Source organism: Aquimarina sp. KJ22-3 (assembly GCF_055808215.1).
In genome coordinates, this window is record NZ_CM147859.1 from 2298925 (window position 1) to 2324709 (window position 25785).

The following is a 25785-nucleotide window of genomic DNA, read 5'->3' on the forward strand; positions in this document are numbered from 1 at the left end:
CGTAAACCTGTGAAAATATATAAAGTATTGCTATTGTGTTTGGTGTTTTGCTCTAGTTACGGGCAAGAACTGCAAAATACCATTTCCAAAGTTACTACAGCGCATAAAATCATTCCTGGGACTAAGTTTAGTATTATTCCTCCACAAGGATTTAAGATGGAAGCGATCATCAAAGGGTTGATGATGGAGCATGGTGTGGCCAAAATTACGACCATGACCTTATCTAAATCCATGTTTTCCGACATTAAAAACACGGTTAGTGAGAAAAAGTTTAATTCCTATGGTATATCCGGCACAAAGATCCAACATTTCTTGTTTAATGACAAAGAAGCGATATGGGTAAGTTTCGAAAGTACCGATGCACCAGGTATTGATACACATAATCATTTACTGTATATAGAAATAGATCAGGGTAAAGGAGCAGTGATCAACGCAAAATATCAGAGTTCTCTAAAAGATATTTTGGATCAAGATATTAGAAAGGCAATGCTGAGTATTGTATATCATCCTGAGCGAAAAATTTCTCATTTAGATGAGCTTGGGATTACCTTGGATTTAGAGACTTACGGACTCAAAAAACAGGGAGGATTTTGGGGAGGATCGGTTAGTTTTGCAGGAGACGGAACCGGAAAACCACTATCGGACCCTGCTTTTTCTTATACCATTACTCACGCTCCAACACGATACGAAATAGAAGATAAAAAAGAATTTGTAATTAACTATGGATATAAAGAAATTCGAAGCAAAAATATCACAGCCGATCCCATTACCATAGATGGTTTAGAAGGGTACGAACTGTATTTTTCGCAACCAAACGATAAAGAGCAAATAATAAAGACCTACGCATTGATCCTACTATTTGATGATCAAAATTATTATGCGCTTCAGGGAATTATAGATTCAAAAGAAATATCACCACAAGAGTTTGATGAAATCAAAACGCATTTTAGAGCTTTATCTCAAAGTTTGAAGAAAATGTAAAATTGGGGATCAAAAAATCGATCTCCTCAGGTAGCAAAAAGATCGATTTAGCAGAATTTTTAACGCCAGTATTGCTAGTAGGTTTGTAATGTTGTAACGGTAAATAATTGATATTATTGTAGTTAGGTTGTTTTGCTTGTGTTTTTGATTCAAGATGATAAGTTTTTGATACACTGTTCTCGTAGGTTCCAAACCTCTTCAAAAGATAAACTGATGTTGTTTTCTACAATCCATTCTTTGATAAAGGCCTTATGAACATCAACTTTATAAGCGCCCACTTGCTCTGGGATAATTGCTTGTTCTAGTAATACAGCATCTTGGATACGATCAAAACTCGAACTTGCCGAGGTTACATCCATTGTTTGATCTCCTATTCTTAAATAACAATGCGCCTCAGGAATATAGTCTAAATCATGTTCTTCAAGAACATTTCCAATTTTTGGAGTATTGTTCGCATTCATTTTATATATCCCCATAATCAAGGTTACTGGGATCGAATTAAGATCAGCCACCGTTTTTAATAAGGCATGTTTAGAACTACAAGTACCTTGATGTTCCTTTATGACTAAAGAGACATCTGTGCGATTCGCATTACGACCATAGGGGATATGGCGAACGTATTCGAGTAGGGTAGACCAATTTTTGATTCCTTTGGATAGGATGAGTTGAGTAAGAGAATCTTCTGCCAGTAAATGGTAATTCTTCATGTTGTAAGAACAATTCTAATATTGTAAGTAACTGCTTTAAGATACTAATTCATTTCGAAAAATGGATAAACTACAGATTATTTCATAGGTGTGATTTCAGAAAAAATGGTTAGCTATTTTAAGCTTTGATTAAATGCAATTTATCTGATGTTTTTTGTAGAGAGGTTCACATATTTTCGCGGAAAATTCAACAACACTAACACAAAAATTGAATCTAACATGAAAACACAATTATCTTTTGTTTTTGGGCTGCTATTAGTATCTCAACTTTTTTATGCCCAGCAAAAAGGACAGCTCACCAGGATTGAAAGAGCAACCAACAACAAATCAATCGACACTTATTTTGATCCAGGTTTGGCACCTTTTTATCATGGATTAGCTTCGGGAGACCCTTTGGAAGATGCGGTAATCATTTGGACACGTGTGACTACCAATGATACTTCGGTTCCGGTATCCTGGAAAGTGGCTACTAATCCACAAATGACTCAGGTAGTACGACAAGGACAGCTTACTACCAATCAAAGTAAAGATTACACAGTAAAAATTGATGTTACCGGCCTGAATCCATTTACGAATTACTATTATCAGTTCGAAGCTTTAGGAAAACAGTCGATCGTAGGTAAAACGAGAACTGCTCCTGCACAAGACGATTTGGTGGATAACCTAAGATTTGCGGTAGTGTCTTGTTCCAACTATCAAAATGGATATTTTAATGCGTATAACCAAATCGCTAATCGCAATGATATTGATGCCGTGATTCATCTAGGGGATTATATCTATGAATACGAATCAGGAGGGTATGGCTACAGCAATGAGATAGGAAGAGGGCATTTACCAGAAAATGAAACCATTACTCTAGATGATTACCGGGTGCGCTATTCGTATTATCGATTAGACGCTATGCTTCGCAATGTACACCAACAACATCCTTTTATTCATATTTGGGATGATCACGAGTTTGCCAATGACGCTAATAAATTTGGTGCAGAGAACCACACTCCATCTACCGAAGGAAATTGGGAAACCAGGAAAAGCAATGCACACAAAGCTTATTTTGAGTGGATGCCAGTTCGTGCCAATTCCATCGAGCAATATCGTTTGTATCGCAAGATTTCCTATGGAAAGTTACTGGATTTGATCATGCTGGATACAAGAATTGAAGGAAGAGATACGCAAGTGTCTACTTCAAAAAACCTAATAAGCGCTGCTGCAACAAATAAAGAATTTAAGCAATATGTACAGCAGGTCATTGCCAAAAAGGACTTGAATAATGTAAATGATGTAAAAGAGATTTTGACTACGGTATTACCTATGGTTCTTCAGATAGAAGATACCAAAATACCTAATGGAAAAGGGCTGTCTACAACCGAATTTGAAAGAGCAGTAGATCTCTTTGCAGAAGCCGTTGTGCAGAACAAAAGGGTTGATGCAAAAAACGGATCTGTAGAAGAGTTGGAAACCTTATTAAAAAAAGGGACTGTATATTCTGAAGCAAACAATGCAAAAGATAACAAAGCAACCTATACTTCAATTTTGGGAGCAGAGCAGTTTGATTGGCTAACCGATCAATTATCAGCTTCTACGGCAAAATGGAGAGTTATTGGTAATCAGGTCATGATGATGCCTTGGAATGGAGTACCATCAAACGACGCTTGGGATGGATACAGCGAAGAGAGAGATCGCTTATTACAATACGTAAGAGATAATGATATCAATAATGTAGTCGTACTTACTGGAGATATTCATAGTACGTTTGCCGGAGAAGTACGGTATAGAAGAAATTGTGAAATGTGTGAATTTGTCGTGCCTAGTGTTACTTCTCAAAATTTGGACCTTGTTGGGGGAGTTGCCTCTGGAATAGGCCAGTTTTACATCCGCTTGTTAAATCGACATATCAAAGATGTGGATTTGGATAATCATGGGTACTTTGTGCTGGATGTAAATGAAAATAGAGCACAGGCCGATTGGTACGATATCGAAGATCTTACTCGACCTAGAGTTGGAGAAAAACGCTCTAGAGGATGGTATGTAAATGCCAATGATTGTCGTTTAAGAGAAGCATCAAGTCCGGCTCGAGCTTCAGCTAGAAGTAATGCACAAGAAGATGTATTCACCAAACAACCAACCGTAAAAGATACTAATGAAGATTTTGTAGTGATCGGAGTGTATCCTAACCCGATGCAAGACGAAGGAAATATTCATTATGTAGCAAACAAAAATGCTACAATCAAAGTTTCATTGTTCGATATGAACGGAAAACTGATCACAGAACTTCAGAATCAATATGTAGAAAAAGGCATCTACAATTTGTCTTTTGATCCTAACCAAATCAGAGAAGGAAACTACATTGTCGTGATCGAGTCTGGTGCGACCAAGGCCACTAGAAAAATCATTATAAAGTAGCACCCGACCTAACCAATAAAACAAAAAACCCGGTGTTAATCCTAACACCGGGTTTTGTATATATCGAAGAAATATTATTTAACAGCAATTACTGAAATTTCTACATTTACAAATTTTGGTAGAGCAGCAACGGCAACGGTTTCTCGCGCTGGAGCAGTATCTTCGTTAAAATAGCTTCCGTATACTTCATTCACTTGTGCAAAATTGTTCATGTCATTTAGAAAAATGGTCGTCTTGATCACATTTTCGAAAGTCATACCTACTTCATCAAGAATAGCTTTTAGATTTTGTATTACCATTTCTGCTTCGGTTTTAATATCATCTAGTACTAACTCTCCAGTTTCTGGATTGATAGCAATTTGTCCAGAAGTATAAAGGGTGTTTCCGTTTAAAATAGCCTGATTATAAGGTCCTATTGGAGCTGGAGCTTTTGAAGTGGTAACAATTTTTTTCATGATGTGAAGTGTTATAAGTTGTTTTATTTGATGTAAAGCTATTCTTTTTCCTCTTATAACTGGCGATCTGGCTCTCTTCGTTTATCCCATTTAATATCGCTAAGTACAGAAGATTTGATACCGATAAAGAAATTCCATGACGTACGTTCACTAAATGGAATCCAGTTAAAACTCATACGCCAACTTTCCAGATCTCTCTGAAATCTGAGATTGGTAAAAGTAAATCCGGGATTTCGTAAATCATAACCAGATGAGACCCCTACAGACCATCGAGGAGCCAATTCTACATCCCCAGAAAACATGATCGAATGCGAGGAAATCTCATTTTGCCGGGCACTGTTATTGTAATTTACATTATAGGAGACTCGGAGATTCCAAGGGATCTTATAATGGTAATCCTTTTGATCTGTATTTGTTTTCTTGTCTTTATCCTCAACAAAGGAGCGATCTTCTCCAAAATCAGTCACTCCACCAAAGAGGTTATCCGGTCGTCCTTCATTTCTGAAATTTTGATTCTCGAGCGGGTCTTCATTGACCTTGCCTTTTTCAAAATCCTGGCTAGAGAACGAATATCCAAAATTGGCACTTGCACGTGTTAATCGGAATAAACTTCCTCCGTTTTCAATATTAAAGACATCGATCTTTCGGTTGTTGTTATCCAGGGCATAAGGATCTAGAGCGGCACTGAAGTTGATATCCAATTTGTTCTGAATAATAGGAATATTACCGGTAATCGATAACGGGCTAATTTTTAAAGAATCTCCCGCAATATTATATGCTGTGCTGAAATTGAGGTTGTTCAACAAAGTTATTTTTCTGGGTTCGGTTGAGGTAGTGTCTTTACTCCGGACTTTCATCTCTACATTATTGCTTAATGAAAACCCGATACTACTTGAGAATACATTACTTGGAGCTCCAAAGAAACCACCTTCAAATCTGGAGTATTCTACAATTTCCGTTTCGTCTTCGGGAGTTGTAGGGTCATCGGTGATCGTAAATTCATCATAGAATTGATCAAAAGCAGGGTTGATACTATAACTTACCGATGGACGCATGGTATGGCGAATCGCCTGTATTTTCTTACCTTCTTTAAAATTAAAGGTACCATAGATAGTAGTTCCTAAACTTGCAGAAAAGTTATAAGTTCTAAAAGCATCAAAACCTGATATGGTATCTTCTACTACCTCACGTGTATCTTCGTCAAAACGCTGCTCAATAGTTTCAAAAACCCAGCTTTCCTGGTAATTAGTACCCGCTGTGGCGCTTAAATATTTGAAAATCTTAAAGTTAGTAGTCAGCGGAATCGAATGACGCATCCCAGTACTCGCATTTTCAAACATACGTGCAGAGAATAAATCATCATCATTAGTAACAATTCGATTTTCTCCTGTAAAGTTATATTGTGTATTGATGTTTTGAATAATTCCCTTCTTAACTCCCACCTTTGGTGCAAAAGGGAATACCCTGGATACGCTAGCGTTTACATTAGGTAAAGACATATTTACAATACCCGTATTGGTATTCGAGTTGTGGGTAGCTGCTACGTTTATGTTCACTTGTGGATCTCCAGGAAAAGTTTTGGAATACGAGATGTTCGAACTAATCTGGTTGTTCAGAAAGTTTCCGGTATTCAACTGGTTGGTAGACTGTTGGAAGAAATCACTACTTCCAAAGTTCACCGAAGCCGAAAAGCGAGAGTTTGGATTTGCTTTGGCATCCTGGCTATGTGTCCACTGAATATTATAGGTTGTGGTACGAGAAAAATCTGGAAATCCACGTTCACTTTGTAAGTTGTTTTCAAACCTAAAACGTAAGTTTCCTCTAAAACGGTACCGTTTAGCATAAGCAGATTCGACGGCAAAGGTATAACTACCATTGGTATAATAATCTCCCAGTAAGGTTAGATCTACATAATCACTAATGGCAAAATAATACCCACCATTTTGTAGAAAATAACCACGTCTGTTCTCTTCTCCGGGATTAGGAATAATAAATCCTGAAGTTCTATCTTCGGTTAACGGGAAATATCCAAAAGGCAATCCTAATGGAGTAGGTACATCTGCAATAAACATATTGACCAGCCCGGTAACGATTTTCTTTTTAGGTACAAATTTGATCCTACGTGCATAGAAATAATACTCTGGATTCTCGATATCCTCTGCAGTGGTAAACTTTACATTGCGCATATAGATGACAGAGTCGTTTTCCCGTTTGGATACTTCATTTTTGATTTTAAATCCGTTTTGTTCCGTTCTCGAATTGTAGATCAGTGCTTTTTCGGTATCAAAATTAAAACGTATAGAATCTGGTTCTACAACATTTTGAGCTTGTTTAAATATAGGAGTCTGAGTATACTCGCCCAAAGAATCCTTAATTCCATAAGCATAAACCTCATTCTTTTCGTTATCCACGATAATCAATCCAGAATTGATTTGCATATCTCCATAGATAATCTCAGCCTCGTTGTAGAGATACATTTTGTTTTCTCTTCGACTTAGCCGCATATAGTCTGTAGCCTTATAATCTACCTTGTCTGTAAGTAGTTGCGGTTCAGGAACAATAGAATCCTGATCTGTAGTATCCTGCTCTCTTTCATTGAGTAAGAGTTCTGGATCTACTTTAATTTTTTCTTTGTTATTGGTAATTGTGTCTCTGGCAGAAATAGAATCTCTCTCTGCCGGGATTGGTACCTCTGTAGTCTTGTTTGTCTCCTGTGCAGCTATTTGAAAAATACAAAACAGTGAAAAACTCAGTGAATAAAGTATGTGTCGTACCGTTGTTTGCAATGGTTTAAATCCTATTTTTGTAAAACTATGGCTTAGTTTTTGAAGTGCCAAAATTACATATATTTTTTATGCCTCGTTTGTAAATGATAAAAAAATAAAAAATTATGTTGTAAGTACATTCCTAAAGCCATTTAAACGAAAGGGATATAGAATTATTTTTATAAATCATAATCTTTATCTTTCTGTGATATACATTAAATACGGGAACATAAAGGGAATGTTTCAATATAGATTGACAAATTATCAAAATTGATGAAAAAAAGAATTGTACATATTATTTTACTGTACGGATTGATGGGAGGTGTATCAGTTACTAACTTTGAAGCTTTTGCGCAAGAGAAAGATCAGTTTGTTGTGGTTTTGGATGCCGGGCATGGAGGACATGACCCCGGAAATAGAGGTAACGGATATAAGGAAAAAGAGATTGCATTAAAAGTAGTTCTTGCTGTAGGTAAAATTCTTGAAAAAGACAATCGTTATAAGGTGGTATATACCAGAAAAACGGATGAATTTATAGAATTGCATGAAAGGGGTAAGATCGCTAACAAGGCCAACGCCGATTTATTCGTGTCTATACATTGTAATTCCCATCGTTCTCAAGCTTATGGTACAGAAACTTTTGTACTTGGATTACATGCCAATAATGAAAACTTTAATGTAGCCAAAAATGAGAACTCGGTAATTCTTTTAGAGGATAATTACGAAGCTAATTATGATGGATTTGACCCTAATTCTCCAGAATCGATTATTGGACTTACCTTAATGCAAGAAGAATATTTGGATCAAAGTCTTACTCTGGCAAGTTTTGTGCAAAATCGTTTTAAAAAATCATTGGATAGAAAAAGCAGAGGAGTAAAACAAGCAGGTTTTGTGGTCTTGCATCAAACGTATATGCCTAGTGTATTGATAGAACTTGGGTTTTTAACCAATACTAAAGAAGGGAAGTACTTAAACTCTGCCAAAGGACAAGACGATATGGCAAAATCGATATCTACTTCTATTATTGATTATAAGGAAAGTTTGGACGCGATTTATTACGTACCGGATCCGGTGGTTACTCCCGAAGTAGATAGCACTCCAATAGCCAGTGAAGATGATAAAATTTACGAAGGAATCACTTTTAAGGTGCAAATTGCGGCAGGGTCTACCGATATGGAATTAGAACCGTTTAATTTTAAAGGATTGGATCAATTGACCAAAAGTAAAGATGGAGATTTGTATAAATATTTCTACGGAAGCACTTCTAACTATACTCTTATTCAGCAGTTAAAAGAGATCGCTTTGGGCAAAGGATTTGATTCAAGTTTTGTAGTTGCTTTTCGTAATAATGAACGGATTTCTTTAACGGATGCGCTAAAACCTAACACTTCTTCTAACTAATCTTAATAAATACTGATAATTCATCAAAAAATAAGCTACAGAAAAGTATTTTTATTCTAAATTTGTGTCCTAAATTTGATCTATTTTGAAATTTACAAGAGAAGTCAAGACTGGAATACTTGCAATTTGTGCAATTGCACTTCTGATTTTCGGATATAGTTTTTTGAAGGGGCAGAATCTGCTCGAAAACGACAGAACTTTTTACGCGGTTTATAAGAATGTAGAAGGCCTTATACCATCTTCTCCCGTTACTATAAATGGATTAGTGGTAGGACAAGTGGTTTCTATCGATTTTGTAGACACCAAAGGGAATCTTTTAGTCGAGTTTATCGTAGATAGTGACTTTTCATTCTCAAAGAATAGTGAAGCCAAAGTGTATGGTGGAGGATTGATAGGAGGGAAATCTCTCGCTATTATACCCAAATATGAACAAGGATTAGAGGCAAAAGACGGTGATACACTTCCAGGTAGAATCGAAGCTGGTCTGTTAGAATTGGTAAATGACCGATTAACACCATTACAGGAAAAATTAGAATCAGCGATAACTGATGCCGATACACTGCTGACCTCGGTAAATGGTATTTTGAATGTTGATAATCAAAACAATTTGAATTCTATATTCAAGGACTTGAGCATAAGCGTTAAGCAATTTAAAGGAACGTCAATTCGATTGAATAATCTTCTTGCACAAAACGAAGAAAAACTAAACTCTGCTTTTACAAATGCAGATCAGATTTCTACAAAGTTGAATAAAGTTTCGGATTCTTTAGCACAGATCAATGTAAAGAAAATCGGAACAGAACTGGAATCGGTACTCGCAAACTTTAAAAAGATCTCAAACGATTTGAATGCTGGCAAAGGTTCAGCAGGTAAATTGCTTAAAGATGATAAGTTGTACACCAATCTGGAGCGTACCAGTAAAGAATTAGAACTTTTATTACAAGATTTAAGGTTAAATCCAACCAGATATATCAATGTATCCGTTTTTGGAAAAAAGAACAAGCCTTATAAAAAACCAACAGACTCAGTAAATTAATACAAGCATGCAATACATACCTAACATCTTATTTATCATTGCCCTGGTAGCAGGAATTGGATATTTTACCAAAAATATTCGCAAAGTAATCCGAAATATTCGTTTAGGTAAAGATGTTGACCGATCAGATAATAAGGGACAACGTTTTAAGAATATGGCAATGGTAGCCATAGGACAATCAAAAATGGTGAGAAGACCAATAGCTGGAATTCTACACATTATTGTTTACTTAGGATTTATCATTATCAACATAGAAGTACTGGAGATCATAATAGATGGGATCTTTAGTACACACAGAATATTTGCTTTTCTAGGTGGATTTTATGATTTCCTGATCGGTTCCTTTGAATTTTTAGCATTCCTTGTACTGGTGAGCGTAGTTATATTTTGGGTAAGACGGAATATAAGTAATATAAGAAGGTTTAAAACCCTAAAAGGATGGCCAAAAAATGACGGTAATATCATTCTGTATTTTGAGGTGGTGCTAATGACTTTGTTTTTGACCATGAATGCAGCAGACCTACAGTTACAAGCATTAGGCGCTGATCATTATATCAAAGCTGGCGCGTATCCGGTTAGTCAATACATCGCTCCATTATTCGATGGACTTTCCGAAGGGACATTGATCTTTTTGGAAAGAGGAGCATGGTGGTTACATATTTTAGGAATATTGGTATTCTTGAATTACCTATACTTCTCTAAGCATTTACATATTATGCTGGCGTTCCCTAATACATACTATGCAGACCTAAACCCAAAAGGGGAGTTAGACAACTTAGAAGCTGTTACCAATGAGGTGATGTTGATGATGGACCCTAGTGCAGATCCTTTTGCAGCACCTGCTGAAGGCGAGGAAGAGGCAGAACCTGCAAAGTTTGGTGCTTCTGATGTTACCGATTTAAACTGGGCACAACTACTTAATGCATATACCTGTACAGAGTGTGGTCGTTGTACGAGTGAATGTCCTGCGAACCAAACAGGAAAGAAATTGTCTCCACGTAAGATCATGATGGATACCAGAGATCGTTTACAGGAGGTAGGAGCTAATATCGATAAGAATGGAAGTTTCCAGGATGACGGTAAGCAATTATTAAACGATTACATCACTCCAGAAGAATTATGGGCTTGTACAAGTTGTAATGCTTGTGTAGAAGCTTGTCCGGTAGGAATTAGCCCGTTATCAATTATTATCGATATGCGTAGATATCTGGTAATGGAGCAAAGTGCCGCTCCTTCAGATTTAAATAATATGATGTCTAATATAGAAAATAATGGAGCTCCATGGCCATTCAACCAAATGGACCGTTTGAATTGGAGCAACGAATAAAATAACCATAAAAATTAACCAATTAACCTTTAATTTAAGAGAAAAAAGAAGTTATGAAGAAGGAAGAAGTAGAAAAATTATTGCATGATAAGATTGAAGAAGGAGAACATGTAAGTCCTGTATTACCAGAAGGGATCAAAAACTATCTTATCGACATCGATGGAACCATTACTGAAGATGTTCCTAATGAAGAGCCGGAAAGAATGGTTACTTGTGAACCATTTCCAGATGCACTTGATACGTTAAACAAATGGTATGACGATGGTCATATGATTTGTTTTTTTACCTCTCGTACCGAGGATCATAGAGAAGTTACAGAAACATGGTTGAAAAAACATGGTTTTAAATATCACAGCCTGTTAATGGGTAAACCAAGAGGAGGTAACTATCATTGGATTGATAATCACCTGGTAAAAGCGACCCGATATACCGGAAAGTTTACCGAATTGGTAGAAAGAGTGGTTACTATTGAAGTGTTTGATGACGGAAAACACGACTAGACGTAACAAAAGAATTGTAAAGTAAAGAATTTTAAGAAGTAGTATATGAGTGAAACAGTAAAGGTGCCAACAATGGCAGAATATATGGCTGAAGGAAAACAACCAGAAGTTTTGTTTTGGGTAGGCTGTGCAGGTAGTTTTGATGATAGAGCCAAGAAGATAACTAAGGCTTTTGTGAAATTATTGCATAATGCCAAGGTAGACTTTGCTGTATTAGGGACTGAAGAAAGTTGTACCGGAGATCCTGCAAAAAGAGCGGGGAATGAGTTTTTATTTCAAATGCAAGCCGTGACGAATATCGAAGTGATGAATGCTTATGAAATAAAGAAGGTAGTGACTGCTTGTCCGCATTGTTTCAATACCATAAAGAATGAGTATCCTTCTTTAGGGGGTAACTATGAAGTAATGCATCATACGCAATTCTTGAAGTCTTTGTTGGATGAAGGAAGGTTAACTGTAGAAGGTGGTAAGTTTAAAGGAAAAAGAATAACATTTCATGACCCTTGCTACCTGGGTAGAGCAAATAGTGTTTACGAAGCGCCTAGAGATTTATTGAAGAAACTAGAGGTAGAGTTAATCGAAATGAAACGATGTAAACGTAATGGATTATGTTGTGGTGCAGGAGGAGCGCAAATGTTTAAGGAGCCAGAACCAGGAAATAAAGATGTAAATATCGAAAGAACTGAAGACGCTCTGGAAACAAAACCCGATATCATTGCTGCAGGATGTCCATTTTGTAATACCATGATGACTGATGGAGTGAAAAACAAAGAGAAAGAAGATAGTATCGAGGTACTAGATGTTGCAGAATTAATAGCAAATGCGCAAGATTTGTAATTTTTTTGAAATTATACACAATTTTAATAGAGTTAATATGTTTGTTCATATTAACTCTTTTTTATAACAGGAAAAAGTAATAGTTTTTAGTATTTTAGTAAAAAATAGCTGATGTTGGTAGATTTTAAGGACCTTCCGGAGACATCTCGAGTGTGGATTTATCAGGCAAATAGGTCATTTACTCAGGAAGAGTTAGAGGAAATAAAGGAAAAATTAGATGGTTTCTTAGCGCAGTGGACAGCACATGGTGCTAACCTTAGAGCGGGCTATGAAATTAAATATAAGAGATTTATAACCATTGGATTGGATCAGGGACTCAATGCTGCTTCTGGTTGTTCTATTGATGCATCCGTTCATTTTATTCAGGAACTAGAGCAAGAGTACAGCGTAGATCTGATGGATAAAATGAATGTTTCTTTCAAACAGGGCGAATTTGTTGCGTATAAACCGCTGACGGATTTCAAAAAAATGGCGAAAAATAGATCAGTATCCCCAAATACTATCGTTTTCAATAACCTGGTGACCAACATCGCTGAGTATCGTACCAATTGGGAAGTGCCGGCAAAAGATAGTTGGCATAACCGTTTTTTAAATTAAAATATACGTGTGGCATAAAATTAATAAGCATTCTTTTTTATTAATTATTTTTTTATTGAGTTTTGGTGCTGGTGCGCAAGAATTAGAATCTGAGATTGTTGAAAATGAAACGCAAAATGATTCTAGTGCGGCGCAAGTGGCAGAACCGTACAACCCCTTGATTGTTGAGGATATTGAAGCCCAGCAACGATGGGTGGATAGCGTGTACAATACAATGACCTTGAAGGAAAAAATCGGGCAGCTATTTATGGTGGATGTTTTTTCTTCTCACCCCCAAAAAGATATAGATCAGATAAAAGAACTTATCAAAGAATATCATATTGGTGGTATTATTTTTTCTAAAGGAGGTCCCAACAGACAAGCCAAAATAAATAATGAGTTCCAGGAGCTTTCCAAAATTCCTTTAATGATAGGAATGGATGCAGAGTGGGGGCTAGCCATGCGTTTGGATTCTACCAAAGCTTTTCCTTGGAATATGACACTGGGAGCCATAAAGGATAATCAACTCATTGAAGAAACCGGAAGGCAAATAGCAAGGCATTGTAAACGACTAGGAGTACATATCAATTTTGCACCGGTAGTAGATATCAATACCAATCCCAAAAATCCAATTATTGGGAATCGTTCTTTTGGAGAAAATAGAGATGATGTTACCCAAAAAGCCTTAGCTTTTATGAAAGGAATGCAAAAAGAAGGCATACTAGCCAGTGCAAAGCATTTTCCCGGACACGGAGATACGGATAGCGACTCTCATAAAACCCTGCCTACTATTAATTTTGAAGCAGAACGTATCGATAGTATAGAATTATATCCCTATCGCAAGTTGATCAATGATGGTCTCTCTAGTGTAATGGTAGCACATCTTAATATCCCTAGCTTAGAGTCTAGATCAAATTATCCTTCTTCGATTTCAAAGAATGTAGTAACCGGTTTACTTAAAGAAAAACTAGGGTTCAACGGACTGATTTTTACAGATGCTTTGAATATGAAAGGAGCTTCAGATTTTAAAAGTCCTGGAGAAATTGATCTTGCGGCCTTGCTGGCAGGTAATGATGTATTGCTGATTTCAGAAGATGTTCCCTTAGCTACCCAAAAGATTGTTTCGGCTTATTATTCAGGATTGATTACCGAAGAGCGCCTGGCACATTCCGTACGAAAAATACTCATGGCCAAATATAAAGTTGGCCTTCATAAATACAAGCCTGTAGATTTTTTGTTTTTGAATGAAGAGCTGAATAGCGTGAGTAATGAAGTTTTGCATCATAAACTGGTAGAAAATTCATTGACACTTATCAAGAATAAAAGGGCAACGCTACCCGTAAAAAACCTGGACCTAAAGAAAATAGCTTATGTATCTCTAGGAGATGATTCTGGGGATGCTTTTTATGAGCAACTAAATAAATACACCCAGGTAGATTGGGTAAAAGCTACGCAATTGGGTGAAATGATTGAGAAGCTTAAACAATATAACTATGTCATTGTAGGCTTTCATAAATCCAATGCCAACCCATGGAAAGATTATAAGTTTAAAGATAAAGAGTTGGTTTGGTTGTATGAGATTGCAAGGTTAAATACTACGATTCTTTCTGTTTTTGCCAGACCATATGCCATGTTGGATATGATGACTACTACCAACTTAGAAGGTATATTGATGGCATATCAGAATAGTACTGTGGCTCAGCAAAAAGCTGCTCAACTCCTTTTTGGTGCTTTTGAAGCCAAAGGAAAACTTCCGGTAAGCCTGGGAGAAGAATATCCAGAAGGAACAGGCCTGGAAACCCGTTCCCTAAAAAGATTACAATATGGTCTTCCCGAAAGTGTAGGGATGAATTCGTATCGTCTCAACCGAATAGATTCTATCGTAAACATCGCACTGAACGAAAATATGGCTCCTGGATTACAATTAATTGTAGCCAGAAAAGGAAAGGTGATTTTTGATAAAAATTATGGGTATCATACGTATAGTAAAACCAGAAAAGTAAAGGGTTCAGATATCTATGATTTAGCCTCGTTAACCAAAATATTGGCTACACTTCCATTAATGATTGAATTGAAGGATAAAGGGATTATTTCGTTGGATTCTAAAGTAGGAGATTTGCTGCCATCGTTTAAGGAGTCAAACAAAAAAGACATCACTGTTCGATCGATGCTTTCTCATTATGCAAAATTGAAGGCTTGGATTCCTTTCTACTTGAAGACTATGGATAGTGTGACTGGCCGTCCGGATAAAAAGTACTACAGAACAGCGTCCTCAGATGAATTTAAAATTAAAGTGACGAATAACTTATATCTGCGAAGTGATATGAAAGATTCGCTCATGCTACGCATAAAGGATAGTGAGTTACGAACAAGATTAAGTTATAAGTATAGTGATCTTCCTTATTATTTACTTAAGTCCTATATTGAGAAGCACTACGGTAATTCTTTGAATGCACTTACGCAACAGCATTTTTATAAACCTTTGGGAGCTAATAATACTTCGTATTTGCCTTTGTTAAGATTCAAGAAAAAGAGGATTGTTCCTACCGAAAATGATCAGGCTTTTCGAAAAGAAGTAGTTCATGGTTACGTCCATGATCAAGGTGCAGCAATGTTTGGTGGTATAGGTGGTCATGCTGGTTTATTTGCGAATGCCAATGATGTTGCCAAAATTATGCAGATGTACCTCAATGGAGGGTATTATGGAGGTAAACAGTATTTTAAACAACAAACCTTTGAAGAATTCAATACCTGTTACTATTGTGCTAGGGATGTGCGCAGGGGAGTAGGGTTTGATAAACCTCAATTGGGAGAAGTGGGACCTACCTGTGGTTGCATATCAAAAACTAGTTTTGGACATAGTGGGTTTACAGGGACGTTTACCTGGGCAGACCCCGAAGAAGAAATTGTCTATGTGTTTTTGAGTAATAGGACTTATCCGGACTCTGCCAATAGAAAATTGATTTCAAACGATATCCGTTCGGAAATACAAAGACTTATTTATGAGGCTATTGATTATTAGTCTTATTATCAACTATTTATTTCGTTTTAAGAATCGTAATTATGAATACTAGAATTGATTTGCTTGAAAATGAGCTTTCTTTTTCAAGAATTGTAGCAGGATGTATGAATTGGGGAGAATGGGGAGCAAAACTATCTGTTGCCGAGGCACAACAATTGATTGAAGATTGTTTGGAAATTGGCGTAACTACTTTTGATCATGCCGATATTTATGGCCATTATACAACAGAGGCTTTGTTTGGGAGTGCGATCAAGAACAACCCTTCTTTACGACAGGATATACAACTGATTACAAAATGCGGAATTAAACTGGTAACACCAAACAGGCCAGATTATCAAATCAAGTCCTATAATACCACAGCTGATTATATCAAGCAGTCTGTAGAAAATTCATTGGTTAATTTGTCTACGGACTATATAGACTTATTGTTAATTCATAGACCAAGCCCTTTGATGCATCCTGAAGAAATAGCAAAGGCTTTTACAGAATTAAGAGAAGAAGGTAAAGTGCAACATTTTGGAGTTTCTAATTTTACCAATACTCAATTTGAGATGCTGAATACTTTTTTCCCTTGGTGACCAATCAAATTGAAATTTCGCCATTACATCTCGAACCATTTGTGGATGGTACTTTGGATCAGTGTTTATCGTACCAAATAAAGCCAATGGGGTATTCTACTTTAGCCGGAGGTAGTTTTTTTGCTAAGAATCCAATGGAACAGGTAGTTCGAATTAACAAAGTTGCGGAGCAGTTGGCTGCAAAATATGAAGCTACCCTGGATCAAATCCTAACGGCTTGGATACTTAAACATCCTTCGGGCATATTACCTATTATCGGGTCTACCAAAATAAACAGGATTGCATCTGCTGTAAAAGCACTTCAAATAGAAATCACGGATGAAGAATGGTTCATGATTTGGGAAGCTTCAAACGGAGAGGAAGTTGCCTGATTAAGAGTGAATAACCTCGTTTTAGTATGGGTTTTCTGGATTTTGTTAATGTTAAAATACTTGTAAATTGTAGTGTTCATTGGTTTTTTACTTATATTTAAGCTGTCAGACTCTTAACGAATACACAATAATAATCATTTTCGAACCGTAAAAAAGCTTAGATCCACACAAGTCATTCCCCCTAACTTTAACCCTAACACTAATGAACAAGTATAGATTAACACTAATCGGATTGGTATTGTCTATTTTTATTTATTTCACCTCCACATTTTTAGAACTCAACCTTTTTCAACAAGTCGTATCTCTTTTAAATAGCATACAGGAGCTTAAGCTGGAAGGAATTGTAATTCCTTTTGTTATCTTCTCTGTTTTCGTTATTTATGATATCAGGCAACGCGTTAAAAAGGTAAAAATGGAGAATGCAAAGCAAAACATTTATAAAGCAATGCTTTCTTCTAGTCATCATATTCTCAATAACTTTATTTATCAAATGGATCTTTTTAAGATCACCGCAGAGGATACCCCTGGCTTTGATAGCAAAGTATTGGCTTTTTATGAAGATATTATAAGTGATGCTTCGGATCAAATCGATTCCTTAAGTAATCTTACCAGTATCGATGAGTTTTCGATACGTTCTTCTGTAATGAGAAGTTAATGGGTTAGTGGCTTTTAAAAAAGCTAAAAACCGAACCTCCATACCTTCTAGAGTTATCAAAAAAAGATGAACTCTCTAATGAGGTGTGCTTTGAATGCTCGATAATCAAAACACCATCTTCTTCAAGGAGTTGGCGTTCAAATACAAGTTCAACGATTTTTAAAAATTGTTCTTGTTCAAAATCATAAGGAGGGTCTGCAAATATGATATCTGCTTTTCTGGAGGTTTTTTCCAGGTAGCTATATACATCACTTTTGATCGTTTCTATGGGGAAGTCAAGTTCTTCAGCAATACTTTTGATGTACCCCATACAGGCATAATGTGCATCAACCGCTGTAATCTCTTGTGCTCCTCTCGAAGCAAACTCATAACTAATGTTCCCGGTACCAGCAAAAAGATCTATTACCGAAAGGTCTGTAAAATGATAGATGTTATTTAATATATTAAATAAACCCTCTTTGGCCATATCGGTAGTTGGTCGTACAGGTAACTTTTTGGGAGCTACCAGTCTTTTTCCTTTATATTTTCCTGAAATAATTCTCATTTAGAAATGGCTTAATAAAACGAAATGCTGATGGGCAGGGACGGGGTTGATTTCACTGGATAGTTTTGGTGCTCTTTGATGTTTTCCGAAGGAAATATTCCGAACGTAATTATGTGCTATATCAAAATAAGGGCTGTTTTGTTCTATTTTCCCTAAGAAAACAAGTTTGAATTCTTCTGGATTAAGCTTTAGCTGCTCTGCAACAAACAGTAAATAATATAAAAAGTCTTCTTTTGAAGTGTGCATATAGGTGTTAGAAAGTAGTAATCTCCCTTTGTGGATAACCACCAGATCAAAAAATTTGTCTTGCATATTTGCATATACCCTCAAATCCTCGCTATTCTTTTCTTGAGCTAATAATGAAGAAATTAAGATCGTACTAGCGTGTTTATAGGTAAAAGAACCAAAGGTCTCAAAGAAGAAATTGTTGATATTAGCATAGGGAATATAGACCACCACCATATCATGTTGTTCTAATTCGTCATAAGCAATGAAATCATTATCTAATACCTTTATATTGTATTTGAGATAGTCTTTTAAAGCATCTTCTTCAAATAATGCTTTTGGAACGGTGGTGTATAAGTCATTTTGGTAAATGACTTCAATATTGTGAAAGTTCTTTTTTAACGCCTGGTGATGATCAAATGTATATTTGATCTTGTCCAAGACTTGCTCGGGAGTTAATTGAATACCAAAGTGATCGCAAGCTAATGCAGTGATATGATCTTCTTGGTCCCGTGTACAAAAGAAAGTCCATTCAAGCTTACTTGAATGGACAATGTATGTAATGTATTGTCTTCTATGTTATTGGTCGTTTGCGCCATAAGTTCTAGGCCAGTTACCAGAAGTTTTCACATCTGTCATTGATCCTACTAATAAATATGGACCATCAACTCCATCCACAGAAACTACTTCTTTTTCCTGAGCTAAAAGATCTTTATCTTGATCGTGTAACAACACTTCCTTAGAAACCTTAGCTTCAAATACAGGGATTCTAAGATCGTTTTTGTTAATATATCCAGCATCCAATTCAAATTTAGAATCTACTCCTTGAATAGGTACTTTCATCATGTTTTTGTGACTTCCTGTCTTAAATAAAGAATCCTTTACAGAAGCGTATCCAAGTGTGTCGATCACAACAGTGTCTCTAGGCTCATCGATTTTAAGCACTTTGTTAAAACGAATAAAACTAGAATCTCTTCTTTGCGTAAGCGTAAATTTCGCAGTATCAATAAAAGCGATTAGTTTTTCAGGATTTTTTTCGAATCTTCCAGTGATGGTTCTATGTGCTAACTGTGCTGTACGTATATCCCTTAGATTTTCAACTGCCTTAGCATATCTTGCTTGTTTAACCTTATTGAATTTCACAGGACCGTTAATAGAGTTGAATACCATGTATCCCAACACTCCTATAACTACCCACAGTACTAATTGAATGACAATTTTCATTTTATGATTTTAGCTTTAAACATTAGTGTATACGCAAATCTACAATTTTTTTTAATCGTAAAAGTTTATTGCGAAAAAATCATCCCTATCTTTGGATTCTTAACAAAATAAGGAAAAACAGAGAATTTACCGCATGAGGGAAAAAGAGTTTTATGAGTTGTTACGGAAGGATTTCCCCTTCGAACCTACTTTAAAACAAGATGTTGTACTTCAAAAATTGGCTTTTTTTGTTCTGGAAAGCAATAAAGACGCTTTATTTCTTTTAAAAGGATATGCAGGTACAGGTAAGACAACATTGATTGGAAGTCTGGTAAAAAATTTATGGAAAGCAAAGCTGAAATCTGTGCTACTGGCACCAACCGGTAGAGCAGCAAAGGTAATTAGTAATTATTCTGGAAGACAAGCGCATACTATCCATAAGAATATTTATTATCCTAAAAAAGATAAAGCTGGTGGGGTTGCTTTTCAGTTAAAACAGAATAAACATCGGGATACCATTTTTATCGTTGATGAAGCTTCTATGATACCCGATACTCCAAGTGATAGTAAATTATTCGAGAATGGGTCGCTGTTAGACGATCTGATGATGTATGTGTATTCTGGACATAATTGTAAAATTCTTTTGATCGGGGATACGGCACAGCTTCCTCCAGTAAAATTAGAAGTAAGTCCGGCCTTAGATTACAATACTTTGGAAATCGGTTTTAATAAAGAAGTGGTACAGATTGAATTAGACGAAGTAGTACGGCAAGCAGAAGATAGTGGTATTTTGATGAATGCAACTGCTTTGCGGGAAACACTTCGCGAAGAGTTTTATGATTCCTTTCAATTTGATGTCTCTGGATATCCTGATATTATAAGGTGTCAAGATGGACATGAGATTATGGATGCGCTACAAGAGGCGTACACCAATGTTGGACACGAGGAGTCCGTAATCATTTTGAGATCAAATAAGAGAGCCAATTTGTACAACCAACAAATTCGATCCAGAATTCTATTTCAGGAAGAAGAGTTGGCCACAGGTGACCATTTGATGGTTGTAAAAAACAATTATTTCTGGTTGGATAATAAAGCAGAAGCTGGATTTATAGCAAATGGGGATATTATTAAAGTGTTAGAAATTTATGCTATAAAAGAATTGTACGGTTTTCGGTTTGCCGAGGTTAAAATTAGTATGATTGATTATCCCAATCAAAAGCCTTTTGAGACTGTCTTGCTGTTAGATACCTTAACTTCTGAGACTCCTTCTTTATCTTATGAAGAATCGAACAAATTATATCAGGAGGTGTTAAAGGATTTTGAAGGAGAGCGATCTAAGTATAAGAAGTTTTTAGGCGTAAAAAACAACAAGTTTTTCAACAGCCTTCAGGTGAAATTCTCTTATGCTATTACATGTCATAAATCTCAAGGGGGACAATGGGATATTGTATTTGTAGAACAGCCCTACTTACCCGACGGAATATCTCAAGATTATTTACGATGGTTGTATACTGCAATCACCAGAGCCAAGAGAAAAATATATCTGATTGGGTTTAAGGATGATTTTTTTATTGAAAACTAGTATCTTTTGTGTACAATTAGAGAATATAATAGATAAGGAGATATGCAAGAAATTATACTGAGCATTTGTTTAGGAGTAGGGTTAGCAGCGGCTGTTGGTTTTCGTGTTTTTTTACCGTTGTTGGTGCTAAGTTTGGCAGGCCATTACAATGTTATTCCACTAAACGAAAGCTGGGAGTGGGTAGGGAGTACGCTTTCCATCTGGGTATTGGTAATAGCAACTTTGGTTGAGATTTTTGGGTATTTCATTCCCTGGTTTGATAATATTTTAGATGCTTTGGCTATTCCTCTGGCAGCAGTAGCAGGTACAGCAGTTATGGTATCTACCGTAGCGGATTTAAATCCTGTAATCACATGGGTGCTTGCAATTATAGCAGGCGGTGGTACCGCAGCTACTGTTAAAAGTACTATGGGAGCTACTCGATTGACCTCTACAGCTACAACAGGAGGAGTGGCAAACCCAGCAGTGGCAGCGGTAGAAACCGGAACGGCAGCCGTAATGTCTACAGCCTCTGTATTTGTGGCTCCTTTGGCCATTATTTTATTGATTCTTTTAGTTGTTGGATTTAGAAAAATTTACAAAAAGTTATTTACAAAGGGGTAACAAAACCTGTTGGTGATACATTAATACCAAAAATATAAATCGTTACTTTTAGATATACTAATAAAAAAACTTACTTTTGTAATTTCAAAAAAGCAACAAAACTTTGAACAAAAATACTCTAAAAACCATCGCAATGATTCCTGCGAGATACGCTGCTACGCGTTTTCCTGGAAAACTAATGCAGGATCTTGGTGGTAAAACAGTGATTAGACGAACCTACGAAGCTACTATAGAAACGGGTCTTTTTGATGATGTTTATGTAGTAACAGATAGCGATATTATTTTTCAAGAAATTACTACTCATGGCGGGAAAGCTATTATGAGTAAGAAGGAGCACAGTTGTGGAAGTGATCGAATCGCCGAAGCAGTAGAGGAAATGGATGTGGATATTGTGGTGAATGTGCAAGGAGATGAACCTTTTACAGAACGAGAAAGTTTGGAAAAAGTACTTTCTGTGTTCTATGGAGAAGATTCAGACCGAATAGACCTTGCCAGCTTAATGACCCCTATAGATGATTGGGATGATATTATGAATCCTAATAGTGTAAAGGTAATTGTTGATGAAAATAATTATGCGCTATATTTTTCCAGAGCACCTATTCCGTATCCTAGAGACAAAGAAATAAACTACACTTACCATAAGCATAAAGGCGTTTATGCGTTTAGAAAACAAGCGATTTTAGATTTTTATCATTTGCCAATGAGAGCATTGGAAGCATCAGAGAAAATTGAATGCATCCGATATCTGGAATATGGTAAAAATATTAAAATGGTCGAAACACGACACGAAGGTGTTGAAATTGATACCCCGGAAGATTTAGAAAGAGCAAAGAAATTAATTAACAAACAGAATCCATTGAATACAAAAACTGTCACAACTTCTAAAGAACATGCGGTTCATAAAAACTTTCCGATGGTTCCAAAAGTGGTTTTCGGAAAAGGGGCATTCAATCAGCTAGGAGATATTATTTCTAATGAAAGAAAAGGTATTGCACCGTTTATCTACTTGATTGATGATGTATTTCAGAACGATACTTCTTTTATCGAAGATAGAATACCACTTTCTTCGACAGATGAGATTATATATGTGTCTACCAAAGAGGAACCAAAGACCTCTCAGGTAGATCAAATAGTATTTACCATTAAAGATAATTATGAGTTCATCCCTAGTGGGATTATTGGTATCGGAGGAGGATCTATTCTCGATCTTTCTAAAGCCGTTGCAATAATGTTGACTAATCCGGGAAGCGCAGCCGATTATCAAGGATGGGATTTGGTAAAAAACAAAGCGGTGTTTCATGTAGGGATACCTACAATTTCTGGTACAGGAGCTGAAGTGTCTAGAACTACAGTATTGACTGGGCCAGAGCGTAAATTAGGAATCAATTCAGACTTTACTCCTTTTGATCAGGTGGTTCTTGATCCGGAATTAATTAAAGACGTACCTAAAAACCAATGGTTCTACACCGGTATGGATTGCTATATCCACTGTATAGAATCTCTGGATGGAACATATCTCAATGCATTCAGCCAAAGCTATGGTGAAAAAGCATTGGATCTTTGTAAAGAGATATTTTTAGAAAATTCGTTAGACAAAGCAGAAGCCGATGCCAAATTAATGATGGCTTCTTGGCATGGAGGTATGAGTATTGCATATTCTCAGGTGGGAGTAGCGCACGCGATGAGTTACGGATTGGCCTATGTTTTGGGAACAAAGCATGGAATCGGTAATTGTATTGTTTTTGATAAATTGGAAGAATACTACCCAGAAGGTGTGGCGGTTTTCAAGAAAATGAAGGCCTATCACAATATAGAATTGCCAAAAGGTGTTTGTGCCAATGTAACTGAAGAGCAACTAAATACAATGACTTCTGTTGCTTTGAGTTTGGAACCTCTTTGGGAAAATGCACTAGGAAAAGATTGGAAATCAAAGATAAATGCGGATAAATTGAAGGATCTATACCGTTCTTTGTAGTTTTGTCTTTTTAAATGATTCTAGATGAAACGGCTTTCTTCTTTTATATACCATAAAATCCTGGGGTGGAAAATGATCGGGGATTTTAAGGGAGATAAGATCAAAAAGTGTATCGTTGTTGTTGTCCCTCATACGAGTTGGCATGACTTTTATATTGGTCTTCTAATACGACAAATAGTAGATCTCAAAATTAGTTTTTTAGGGAAAAAAGAACTTTTTAAATGGCCGCAAGGATGGTATTTGAAAAAAGTTGGGGGTATTCCTTTAGATCGAACTCCAGGTCAAAATAAAGTAGAAGCCATAGCCGAGCTTTTTAAAAAAAGAGATGAACTTCGAATAGCTATAGCTCCAGAAGGAACTCGAAAAAGGGTGACCGAATGGAAAACTGGGTTTTATCATATTGCAAAAGCCGCAGGAGTACCTATCCTTATGGTTACTTTTGACTTTGGAAAAAAACAAAATGTGATCTCTGAACCTTTTTATCCTACAGATGATACTGAAAAGGATATTCAATTTATGTATCAGTTTTTTAGAGGGGTAAAAGGGAAAGTAGCTAAATATAGTTTTAATGTAGATTAAAATTTACGTGTTTTTTCTTCGATAATTTTGGGTTCAGATTTTTCTTTGGCGGCTCCACCTCCAAAAATCAATTCGGTACTGGTAAAGGTGGTCCCAAATGTAGTAGCTGCATAATATACCTGAGAAATAGCACTCTCTATCTGTTCAGTAGTAAGTTCTTTTAAGGGGTGGATATATACCGACCATAGGATTCCATTAGAGATGGCGTACTTTACATCCAAGGCAGAGTGAAAATTGGCGGTCATCGAATCCAGAAGTAAATCTTTATCCAAATTAGAAGATTCTGTTATTGGAGAAATGATGCGCATTCTGTTGTTGGTTTGATCCGTTACGCAAAGCATAGGGATTTCTTTGTACAGAAGTTTCCAGTTTCCGGTTACACCACCCAAAGTATCTGCATTTTTTTCTAGAATTTCTCCTAGTAAGCTGTTATCCATGTTTTGAGAGAAGGAATAAAAAGTTCCAATAAAAAATAATAGAGTAAGAAACAGCTTTTTCATGATGTATGTTTTAGGAATAGTCGTCTTAGTCTTATAAACTTAACAAAAAAAGAGGGCAATCCCTTTAAGCTCTTTATAATACTTGTTTCAAAAATTAATATAGGCTTATGTGTAGTATTTTTCTACTTTTTTATCTGGGATGAACCAAAGGGCTGCTACCAATACATAAATGATGATTGCTAATACTGGGTTTATGAAACTTAGGGGTATGCCTAATCCATATAAAACAATAGAAAGATATGTTTTACGAGTACGATGATATGCTTTCTGCAGTTTGGTCTTTTCGCGGTTATGTGAGCTTAATGTACTAATGAGTATCACCCAAGCTATGCTGGACATAAACAATACAAATCCGTATATCGCCGTAGGTGTTTTTTCAAAATGATTTTCTCCCATAAAACCAGTGGCGAAGGGTAGCAGTGATAACCAAAAAAGCAAATGTAAGTTTGCCCATAAGATTTTGCCATTAACCATTTCAGAAATGTGCATCAGATGATGATGATTGTTCCAATAAATCCCTAAGTAAATAAAACTTAAGATATAGGTGGTAAACGTAGGTAGCAGAGGTTCAAGGCTTTGTAGAGTGTGTCCTTCGGGGATTTTTAATTCTAATACCATTATCGTAATAATGATAGCCAACACTCCATCACTGAATGCTTCAAGCCGATTTGTTTTCATAGTTATGGTTTTAATACATCCTGTATGTCATCCAGTTTTTTGAACATTGCATTTGCAAAAGGACACAAGGGTAAAATTTTCAAATCTTTTTTACGTGCCATATCAACAATCTTATAGAGCAATTTTTTACCCACACTTTGCCCTTTGAAGGCATCGTCTACTTCGGTATGATCGATAATGATAAAATCACTACCAGGGATTGAATAAGACATTAATCCGGCTTTTTTTCATTTTCACGTGCAATCGCAAAGCCTTTGTTTTCACGTTCTCTTATTTCTATTT

The 25785-nt window shown here is 36.3% G+C and carries 25 protein-coding genes and 1 pseudogene; 17 read left to right on the plus strand and 9 right to left on the minus strand.

The annotated features are described in order from the left end of the window. The first annotated feature begins 9 nt into the window (after positions 1 to 9). A complete protein-coding gene (locus tag AC0L3Q_RS10475) occupies positions 10 to 981 on the plus strand; it encodes a hypothetical protein (protein WP_473286515.1) in 972 nt (323 codons plus the stop codon). Positions 982 to 1130: 149 nt separating this feature from the next. Here the strand turns inward: AC0L3Q_RS10475 and AC0L3Q_RS10480 are convergent, their stop codons facing one another. Then, positions 1131 to 1688, minus strand: a complete 558-nt coding sequence (locus tag AC0L3Q_RS10480; protein ID WP_473286516.1) for a hypothetical protein — start codon at positions 1686 to 1688, stop codon at positions 1131 to 1133. A 219-nt stretch (positions 1689 to 1907) separates the two neighbouring features. Here AC0L3Q_RS10480 and AC0L3Q_RS10485 point away from each other — a divergent pair, with 219 nt between their 5' ends. Beyond that, on the plus strand, positions 1908 to 4091 hold the full coding sequence (locus AC0L3Q_RS10485) for a T9SS type A sorting domain-containing protein (protein ID WP_473286517.1): 2184 nt from the start codon (positions 1908 to 1910) through the stop codon (positions 4089 to 4091). A 74-nt stretch (positions 4092 to 4165) separates the two neighbouring features. On the opposite strand, the gene AC0L3Q_RS10490 is transcribed toward AC0L3Q_RS10485, so the two are convergent. Further along, positions 4166 to 4546 (minus strand): RidA family protein, encoded by a 381-nt coding sequence (locus AC0L3Q_RS10490; RefSeq protein ID WP_473286518.1) that lies wholly within the window; start codon positions 4544 to 4546, stop codon positions 4166 to 4168. Positions 4547 to 4599: 53 nt separating this feature from the next. After that, positions 4600 to 7383, minus strand: coding sequence for a putative LPS assembly protein LptD (locus AC0L3Q_RS10495; protein WP_473286519.1), 2784 nt, complete (start codon positions 7381 to 7383; stop codon positions 4600 to 4602). A 201-nt stretch (positions 7384 to 7584) separates the two neighbouring features. On the opposite strand from AC0L3Q_RS10495, the gene AC0L3Q_RS10500 reads away from it, so the two are divergent. From AC0L3Q_RS10500 to AC0L3Q_RS10545, 10 genes are all read left to right on the plus strand, one after another. Then, the gene (locus AC0L3Q_RS10500; protein WP_473286520.1) at positions 7585 to 8712 is read left to right on the plus strand and encodes an N-acetylmuramoyl-L-alanine amidase family protein; all 1128 of its coding nucleotides are present in this window, start codon (positions 7585 to 7587) and stop codon (positions 8710 to 8712) included. 85 nt (positions 8713 to 8797) lie between these two features. Next, positions 8798 to 9748 carry an MlaD family protein gene (locus AC0L3Q_RS10505; RefSeq protein ID WP_473286521.1) on the plus strand — a complete coding sequence of 317 codons (951 nt, stop codon included), beginning with the start codon at positions 8798 to 8800 and terminating at the stop codon, positions 9746 to 9748. A gap of 7 nt (positions 9749 to 9755) precedes the next feature. After that, a complete protein-coding gene (locus AC0L3Q_RS10510; protein ID WP_473286522.1) occupies positions 9756 to 11075 on the plus strand; it encodes a 4Fe-4S dicluster domain-containing protein in 1320 nt (439 codons plus the stop codon). 53 nt (positions 11076 to 11128) lie between these two features. Beyond that, positions 11129 to 11575, plus strand: a complete 447-nt coding sequence (locus AC0L3Q_RS10515) for an LNS2 domain-containing protein (RefSeq protein ID WP_473286523.1) — start codon at positions 11129 to 11131, stop codon at positions 11573 to 11575. A 45-nt stretch (positions 11576 to 11620) separates the two neighbouring features. Then, complete coding sequence (locus AC0L3Q_RS10520; protein WP_473286524.1) at positions 11621 to 12412, plus strand: (Fe-S)-binding protein; 792 nt, start codon at positions 11621 to 11623, stop codon at positions 12410 to 12412. A 111-nt stretch (positions 12413 to 12523) separates the two neighbouring features. Continuing rightward, entirely contained in the window at positions 12524 to 13009 is a 486-nt protein-coding gene (locus AC0L3Q_RS10525) for an ABC transporter ATPase (RefSeq protein WP_073312606.1), read from the plus strand. Between the two features lie 94 nt (positions 13010 to 13103). Next, positions 13104 to 16010 carry a glycoside hydrolase family 3 N-terminal domain-containing protein gene (locus AC0L3Q_RS10530; RefSeq protein WP_473286931.1) on the plus strand — a complete coding sequence of 969 codons (2907 nt, stop codon included), beginning with the start codon at positions 13104 to 13106 and terminating at the stop codon, positions 16008 to 16010. Positions 16011 to 16051: 41 nt separating this feature from the next. Further along, entirely contained in the window at positions 16052 to 16588 is a 537-nt protein-coding gene (locus tag AC0L3Q_RS10535; protein ID WP_473286525.1) for an aldo/keto reductase, read from the plus strand. After that, positions 16585 to 16959, plus strand: coding sequence for an aldo/keto reductase (locus AC0L3Q_RS10540; RefSeq protein ID WP_473286526.1), 375 nt, complete (start codon positions 16585 to 16587; stop codon positions 16957 to 16959). Before AC0L3Q_RS10535 ends, AC0L3Q_RS10540 begins: the two co-directional genes overlap by 4 nt. 202 nt (positions 16960 to 17161) lie before the next feature. Next, positions 17162 to 17614 carry a hypothetical protein gene (locus AC0L3Q_RS10545; RefSeq protein ID WP_473286527.1) on the plus strand — a complete coding sequence of 151 codons (453 nt, stop codon included), beginning with the start codon at positions 17162 to 17164 and terminating at the stop codon, positions 17612 to 17614. Between the two features lie 4 nt (positions 17615 to 17618). Here AC0L3Q_RS10545 and AC0L3Q_RS10550 read toward each other — a convergent pair whose 3' ends face one another. The 3 genes from AC0L3Q_RS10550 to AC0L3Q_RS10560 are packed head-to-tail and all read right to left on the minus strand — an operon-like array spanning position 17619 to position 19607. Further along, positions 17619 to 18158: an RsmD family RNA methyltransferase gene (locus AC0L3Q_RS10550; RefSeq protein ID WP_473286528.1), complete on the minus strand. Its 540-nt coding sequence runs from the start codon at positions 18156 to 18158 to the stop codon at positions 17619 to 17621. Continuing rightward, complete coding sequence (locus AC0L3Q_RS10555) at positions 18159 to 18947, minus strand: DUF3822 family protein (RefSeq protein ID WP_473286932.1); 789 nt, start codon at positions 18945 to 18947, stop codon at positions 18159 to 18161. Between the two features lie 15 nt (positions 18948 to 18962). Further along, complete coding sequence (locus AC0L3Q_RS10560) at positions 18963 to 19607, minus strand: hypothetical protein (RefSeq protein ID WP_073312616.1); 645 nt, start codon at positions 19605 to 19607, stop codon at positions 18963 to 18965. A gap of 133 nt (positions 19608 to 19740) precedes the next feature. On the opposite strand from AC0L3Q_RS10560, the gene AC0L3Q_RS10565 reads away from it, so the two are divergent. The 5 genes and pseudogenes from AC0L3Q_RS10565 (at position 19741) to AC0L3Q_RS10585 (ending at position 24325) form a co-directional block, all read left to right on the plus strand. Then, complete coding sequence (locus AC0L3Q_RS10565; RefSeq protein ID WP_473286529.1) at positions 19741 to 21168, plus strand: ATP-dependent DNA helicase; 1428 nt, start codon at positions 19741 to 19743, stop codon at positions 21166 to 21168. Between the two features lie 42 nt (positions 21169 to 21210). Then, positions 21211 to 21771, plus strand: coding sequence for a DUF4126 domain-containing protein (locus AC0L3Q_RS10570; protein ID WP_473286530.1), 561 nt, complete (start codon positions 21211 to 21213; stop codon positions 21769 to 21771). Positions 21772 to 21904: 133 nt separating this feature from the next. Next, positions 21905 to 22609, plus strand: a pseudogene (gene kdsB, locus AC0L3Q_RS10575) (3-deoxy-manno-octulosonate cytidylyltransferase); the annotation flags it as partial. 75 nt (positions 22610 to 22684) lie between these two features. Next, entirely contained in the window at positions 22685 to 23746 is a 1062-nt protein-coding gene (locus AC0L3Q_RS10580; protein WP_473286933.1) for an iron-containing alcohol dehydrogenase family protein, read from the plus strand. A 24-nt stretch (positions 23747 to 23770) separates the two neighbouring features. Continuing rightward, on the plus strand, positions 23771 to 24325 hold the full coding sequence (locus AC0L3Q_RS10585; RefSeq protein ID WP_473286531.1) for a 1-acyl-sn-glycerol-3-phosphate acyltransferase: 555 nt from the start codon (positions 23771 to 23773) through the stop codon (positions 24323 to 24325). Here the strand turns inward: AC0L3Q_RS10585 and AC0L3Q_RS10590 are convergent. From AC0L3Q_RS10590 to AC0L3Q_RS10600, 3 genes are all read right to left on the minus strand, one after another. After that, a complete protein-coding gene (locus tag AC0L3Q_RS10590) occupies positions 24322 to 24825 on the minus strand; it encodes a hypothetical protein (protein ID WP_473286532.1) in 504 nt (167 codons plus the stop codon). The two genes, AC0L3Q_RS10585 and AC0L3Q_RS10590, sit on opposite strands and share 4 nt — an antisense overlap. Before the next feature lie 105 nt (positions 24826 to 24930). After that, complete coding sequence (locus tag AC0L3Q_RS10595) at positions 24931 to 25503, minus strand: TMEM175 family protein (RefSeq protein ID WP_473286533.1); 573 nt, start codon at positions 25501 to 25503, stop codon at positions 24931 to 24933. Positions 25504 to 25505: 2 nt separating this feature from the next. Continuing rightward, positions 25506 to 25715, minus strand: a complete 210-nt coding sequence (locus tag AC0L3Q_RS10600) for a GNAT family N-acetyltransferase (RefSeq protein WP_473286534.1) — start codon at positions 25713 to 25715, stop codon at positions 25506 to 25508. Positions 25716 to 25785: the final 70 nt, after the last annotated feature.

What these genes read in the sequence shown, in the direction of transcription:
- AC0L3Q_RS10490 (WP_473286518.1), bottom strand. Translation starts at nt 4,546, where the DNA reads ATGAAAAAAATTGTTACCACTTCAAAAGCTCCAGCTCCAATAGGACCT.
- AC0L3Q_RS10550 (WP_473286528.1), bottom strand. Translation starts at nt 18,158, where the DNA reads ATGAGAATTATTTCAGGAAAATATAAAGGAAAAAGACTGGTAGCTCCC.
- AC0L3Q_RS10565 (WP_473286529.1), top strand. Translation starts at nt 19,741, where the DNA reads ATGAGGGAAAAAGAGTTTTATGAGTTGTTACGGAAGGATTTCCCCTTC.
- AC0L3Q_RS10525 (WP_073312606.1), top strand. Translation starts at nt 12,524, where the DNA reads ATGTTGGTAGATTTTAAGGACCTTCCGGAGACATCTCGAGTGTGGATT.
- AC0L3Q_RS10600 (WP_473286534.1), bottom strand. Translation starts at nt 25,715, where the DNA reads ATGTCTTATTCAATCCCTGGTAGTGATTTTATCATTATCGATCATACC.
- AC0L3Q_RS10520 (WP_473286524.1), top strand. Translation starts at nt 11,621, where the DNA reads ATGAGTGAAACAGTAAAGGTGCCAACAATGGCAGAATATATGGCTGAA.
- AC0L3Q_RS10510 (WP_473286522.1), top strand. Translation starts at nt 9,756, where the DNA reads ATGCAATACATACCTAACATCTTATTTATCATTGCCCTGGTAGCAGGA.
- AC0L3Q_RS10595 (WP_473286533.1), bottom strand. Translation starts at nt 25,503, where the DNA reads ATGAAAACAAATCGGCTTGAAGCATTCAGTGATGGAGTGTTGGCTATC.
- AC0L3Q_RS10480 (WP_473286516.1), bottom strand. Translation starts at nt 1,688, where the DNA reads ATGAAGAATTACCATTTACTGGCAGAAGATTCTCTTACTCAACTCATC.
- AC0L3Q_RS10515 (WP_473286523.1), top strand. Translation starts at nt 11,129, where the DNA reads ATGAAGAAGGAAGAAGTAGAAAAATTATTGCATGATAAGATTGAAGAA.
- AC0L3Q_RS10570 (WP_473286530.1), top strand. Translation starts at nt 21,211, where the DNA reads ATGCAAGAAATTATACTGAGCATTTGTTTAGGAGTAGGGTTAGCAGCG.
- AC0L3Q_RS10560 (WP_073312616.1), bottom strand. Translation starts at nt 19,607, where the DNA reads ATGAAAATTGTCATTCAATTAGTACTGTGGGTAGTTATAGGAGTGTTG.
- AC0L3Q_RS10590 (WP_473286532.1), bottom strand. Translation starts at nt 24,825, where the DNA reads ATGAAAAAGCTGTTTCTTACTCTATTATTTTTTATTGGAACTTTTTAT.
- AC0L3Q_RS10585 (WP_473286531.1), top strand. Translation starts at nt 23,771, where the DNA reads ATGAAACGGCTTTCTTCTTTTATATACCATAAAATCCTGGGGTGGAAA.
- AC0L3Q_RS10535 (WP_473286525.1), top strand. Translation starts at nt 16,052, where the DNA reads ATGAATACTAGAATTGATTTGCTTGAAAATGAGCTTTCTTTTTCAAGA.
- AC0L3Q_RS10500 (WP_473286520.1), top strand. Translation starts at nt 7,585, where the DNA reads ATGAAAAAAAGAATTGTACATATTATTTTACTGTACGGATTGATGGGA.
- AC0L3Q_RS10580 (WP_473286933.1), top strand. Translation starts at nt 22,685, where the DNA reads ATGGTTCCAAAAGTGGTTTTCGGAAAAGGGGCATTCAATCAGCTAGGA.
- AC0L3Q_RS10485 (WP_473286517.1), top strand. Translation starts at nt 1,908, where the DNA reads ATGAAAACACAATTATCTTTTGTTTTTGGGCTGCTATTAGTATCTCAA.
- AC0L3Q_RS10545 (WP_473286527.1), top strand. Translation starts at nt 17,162, where the DNA reads ATGAACAAGTATAGATTAACACTAATCGGATTGGTATTGTCTATTTTT.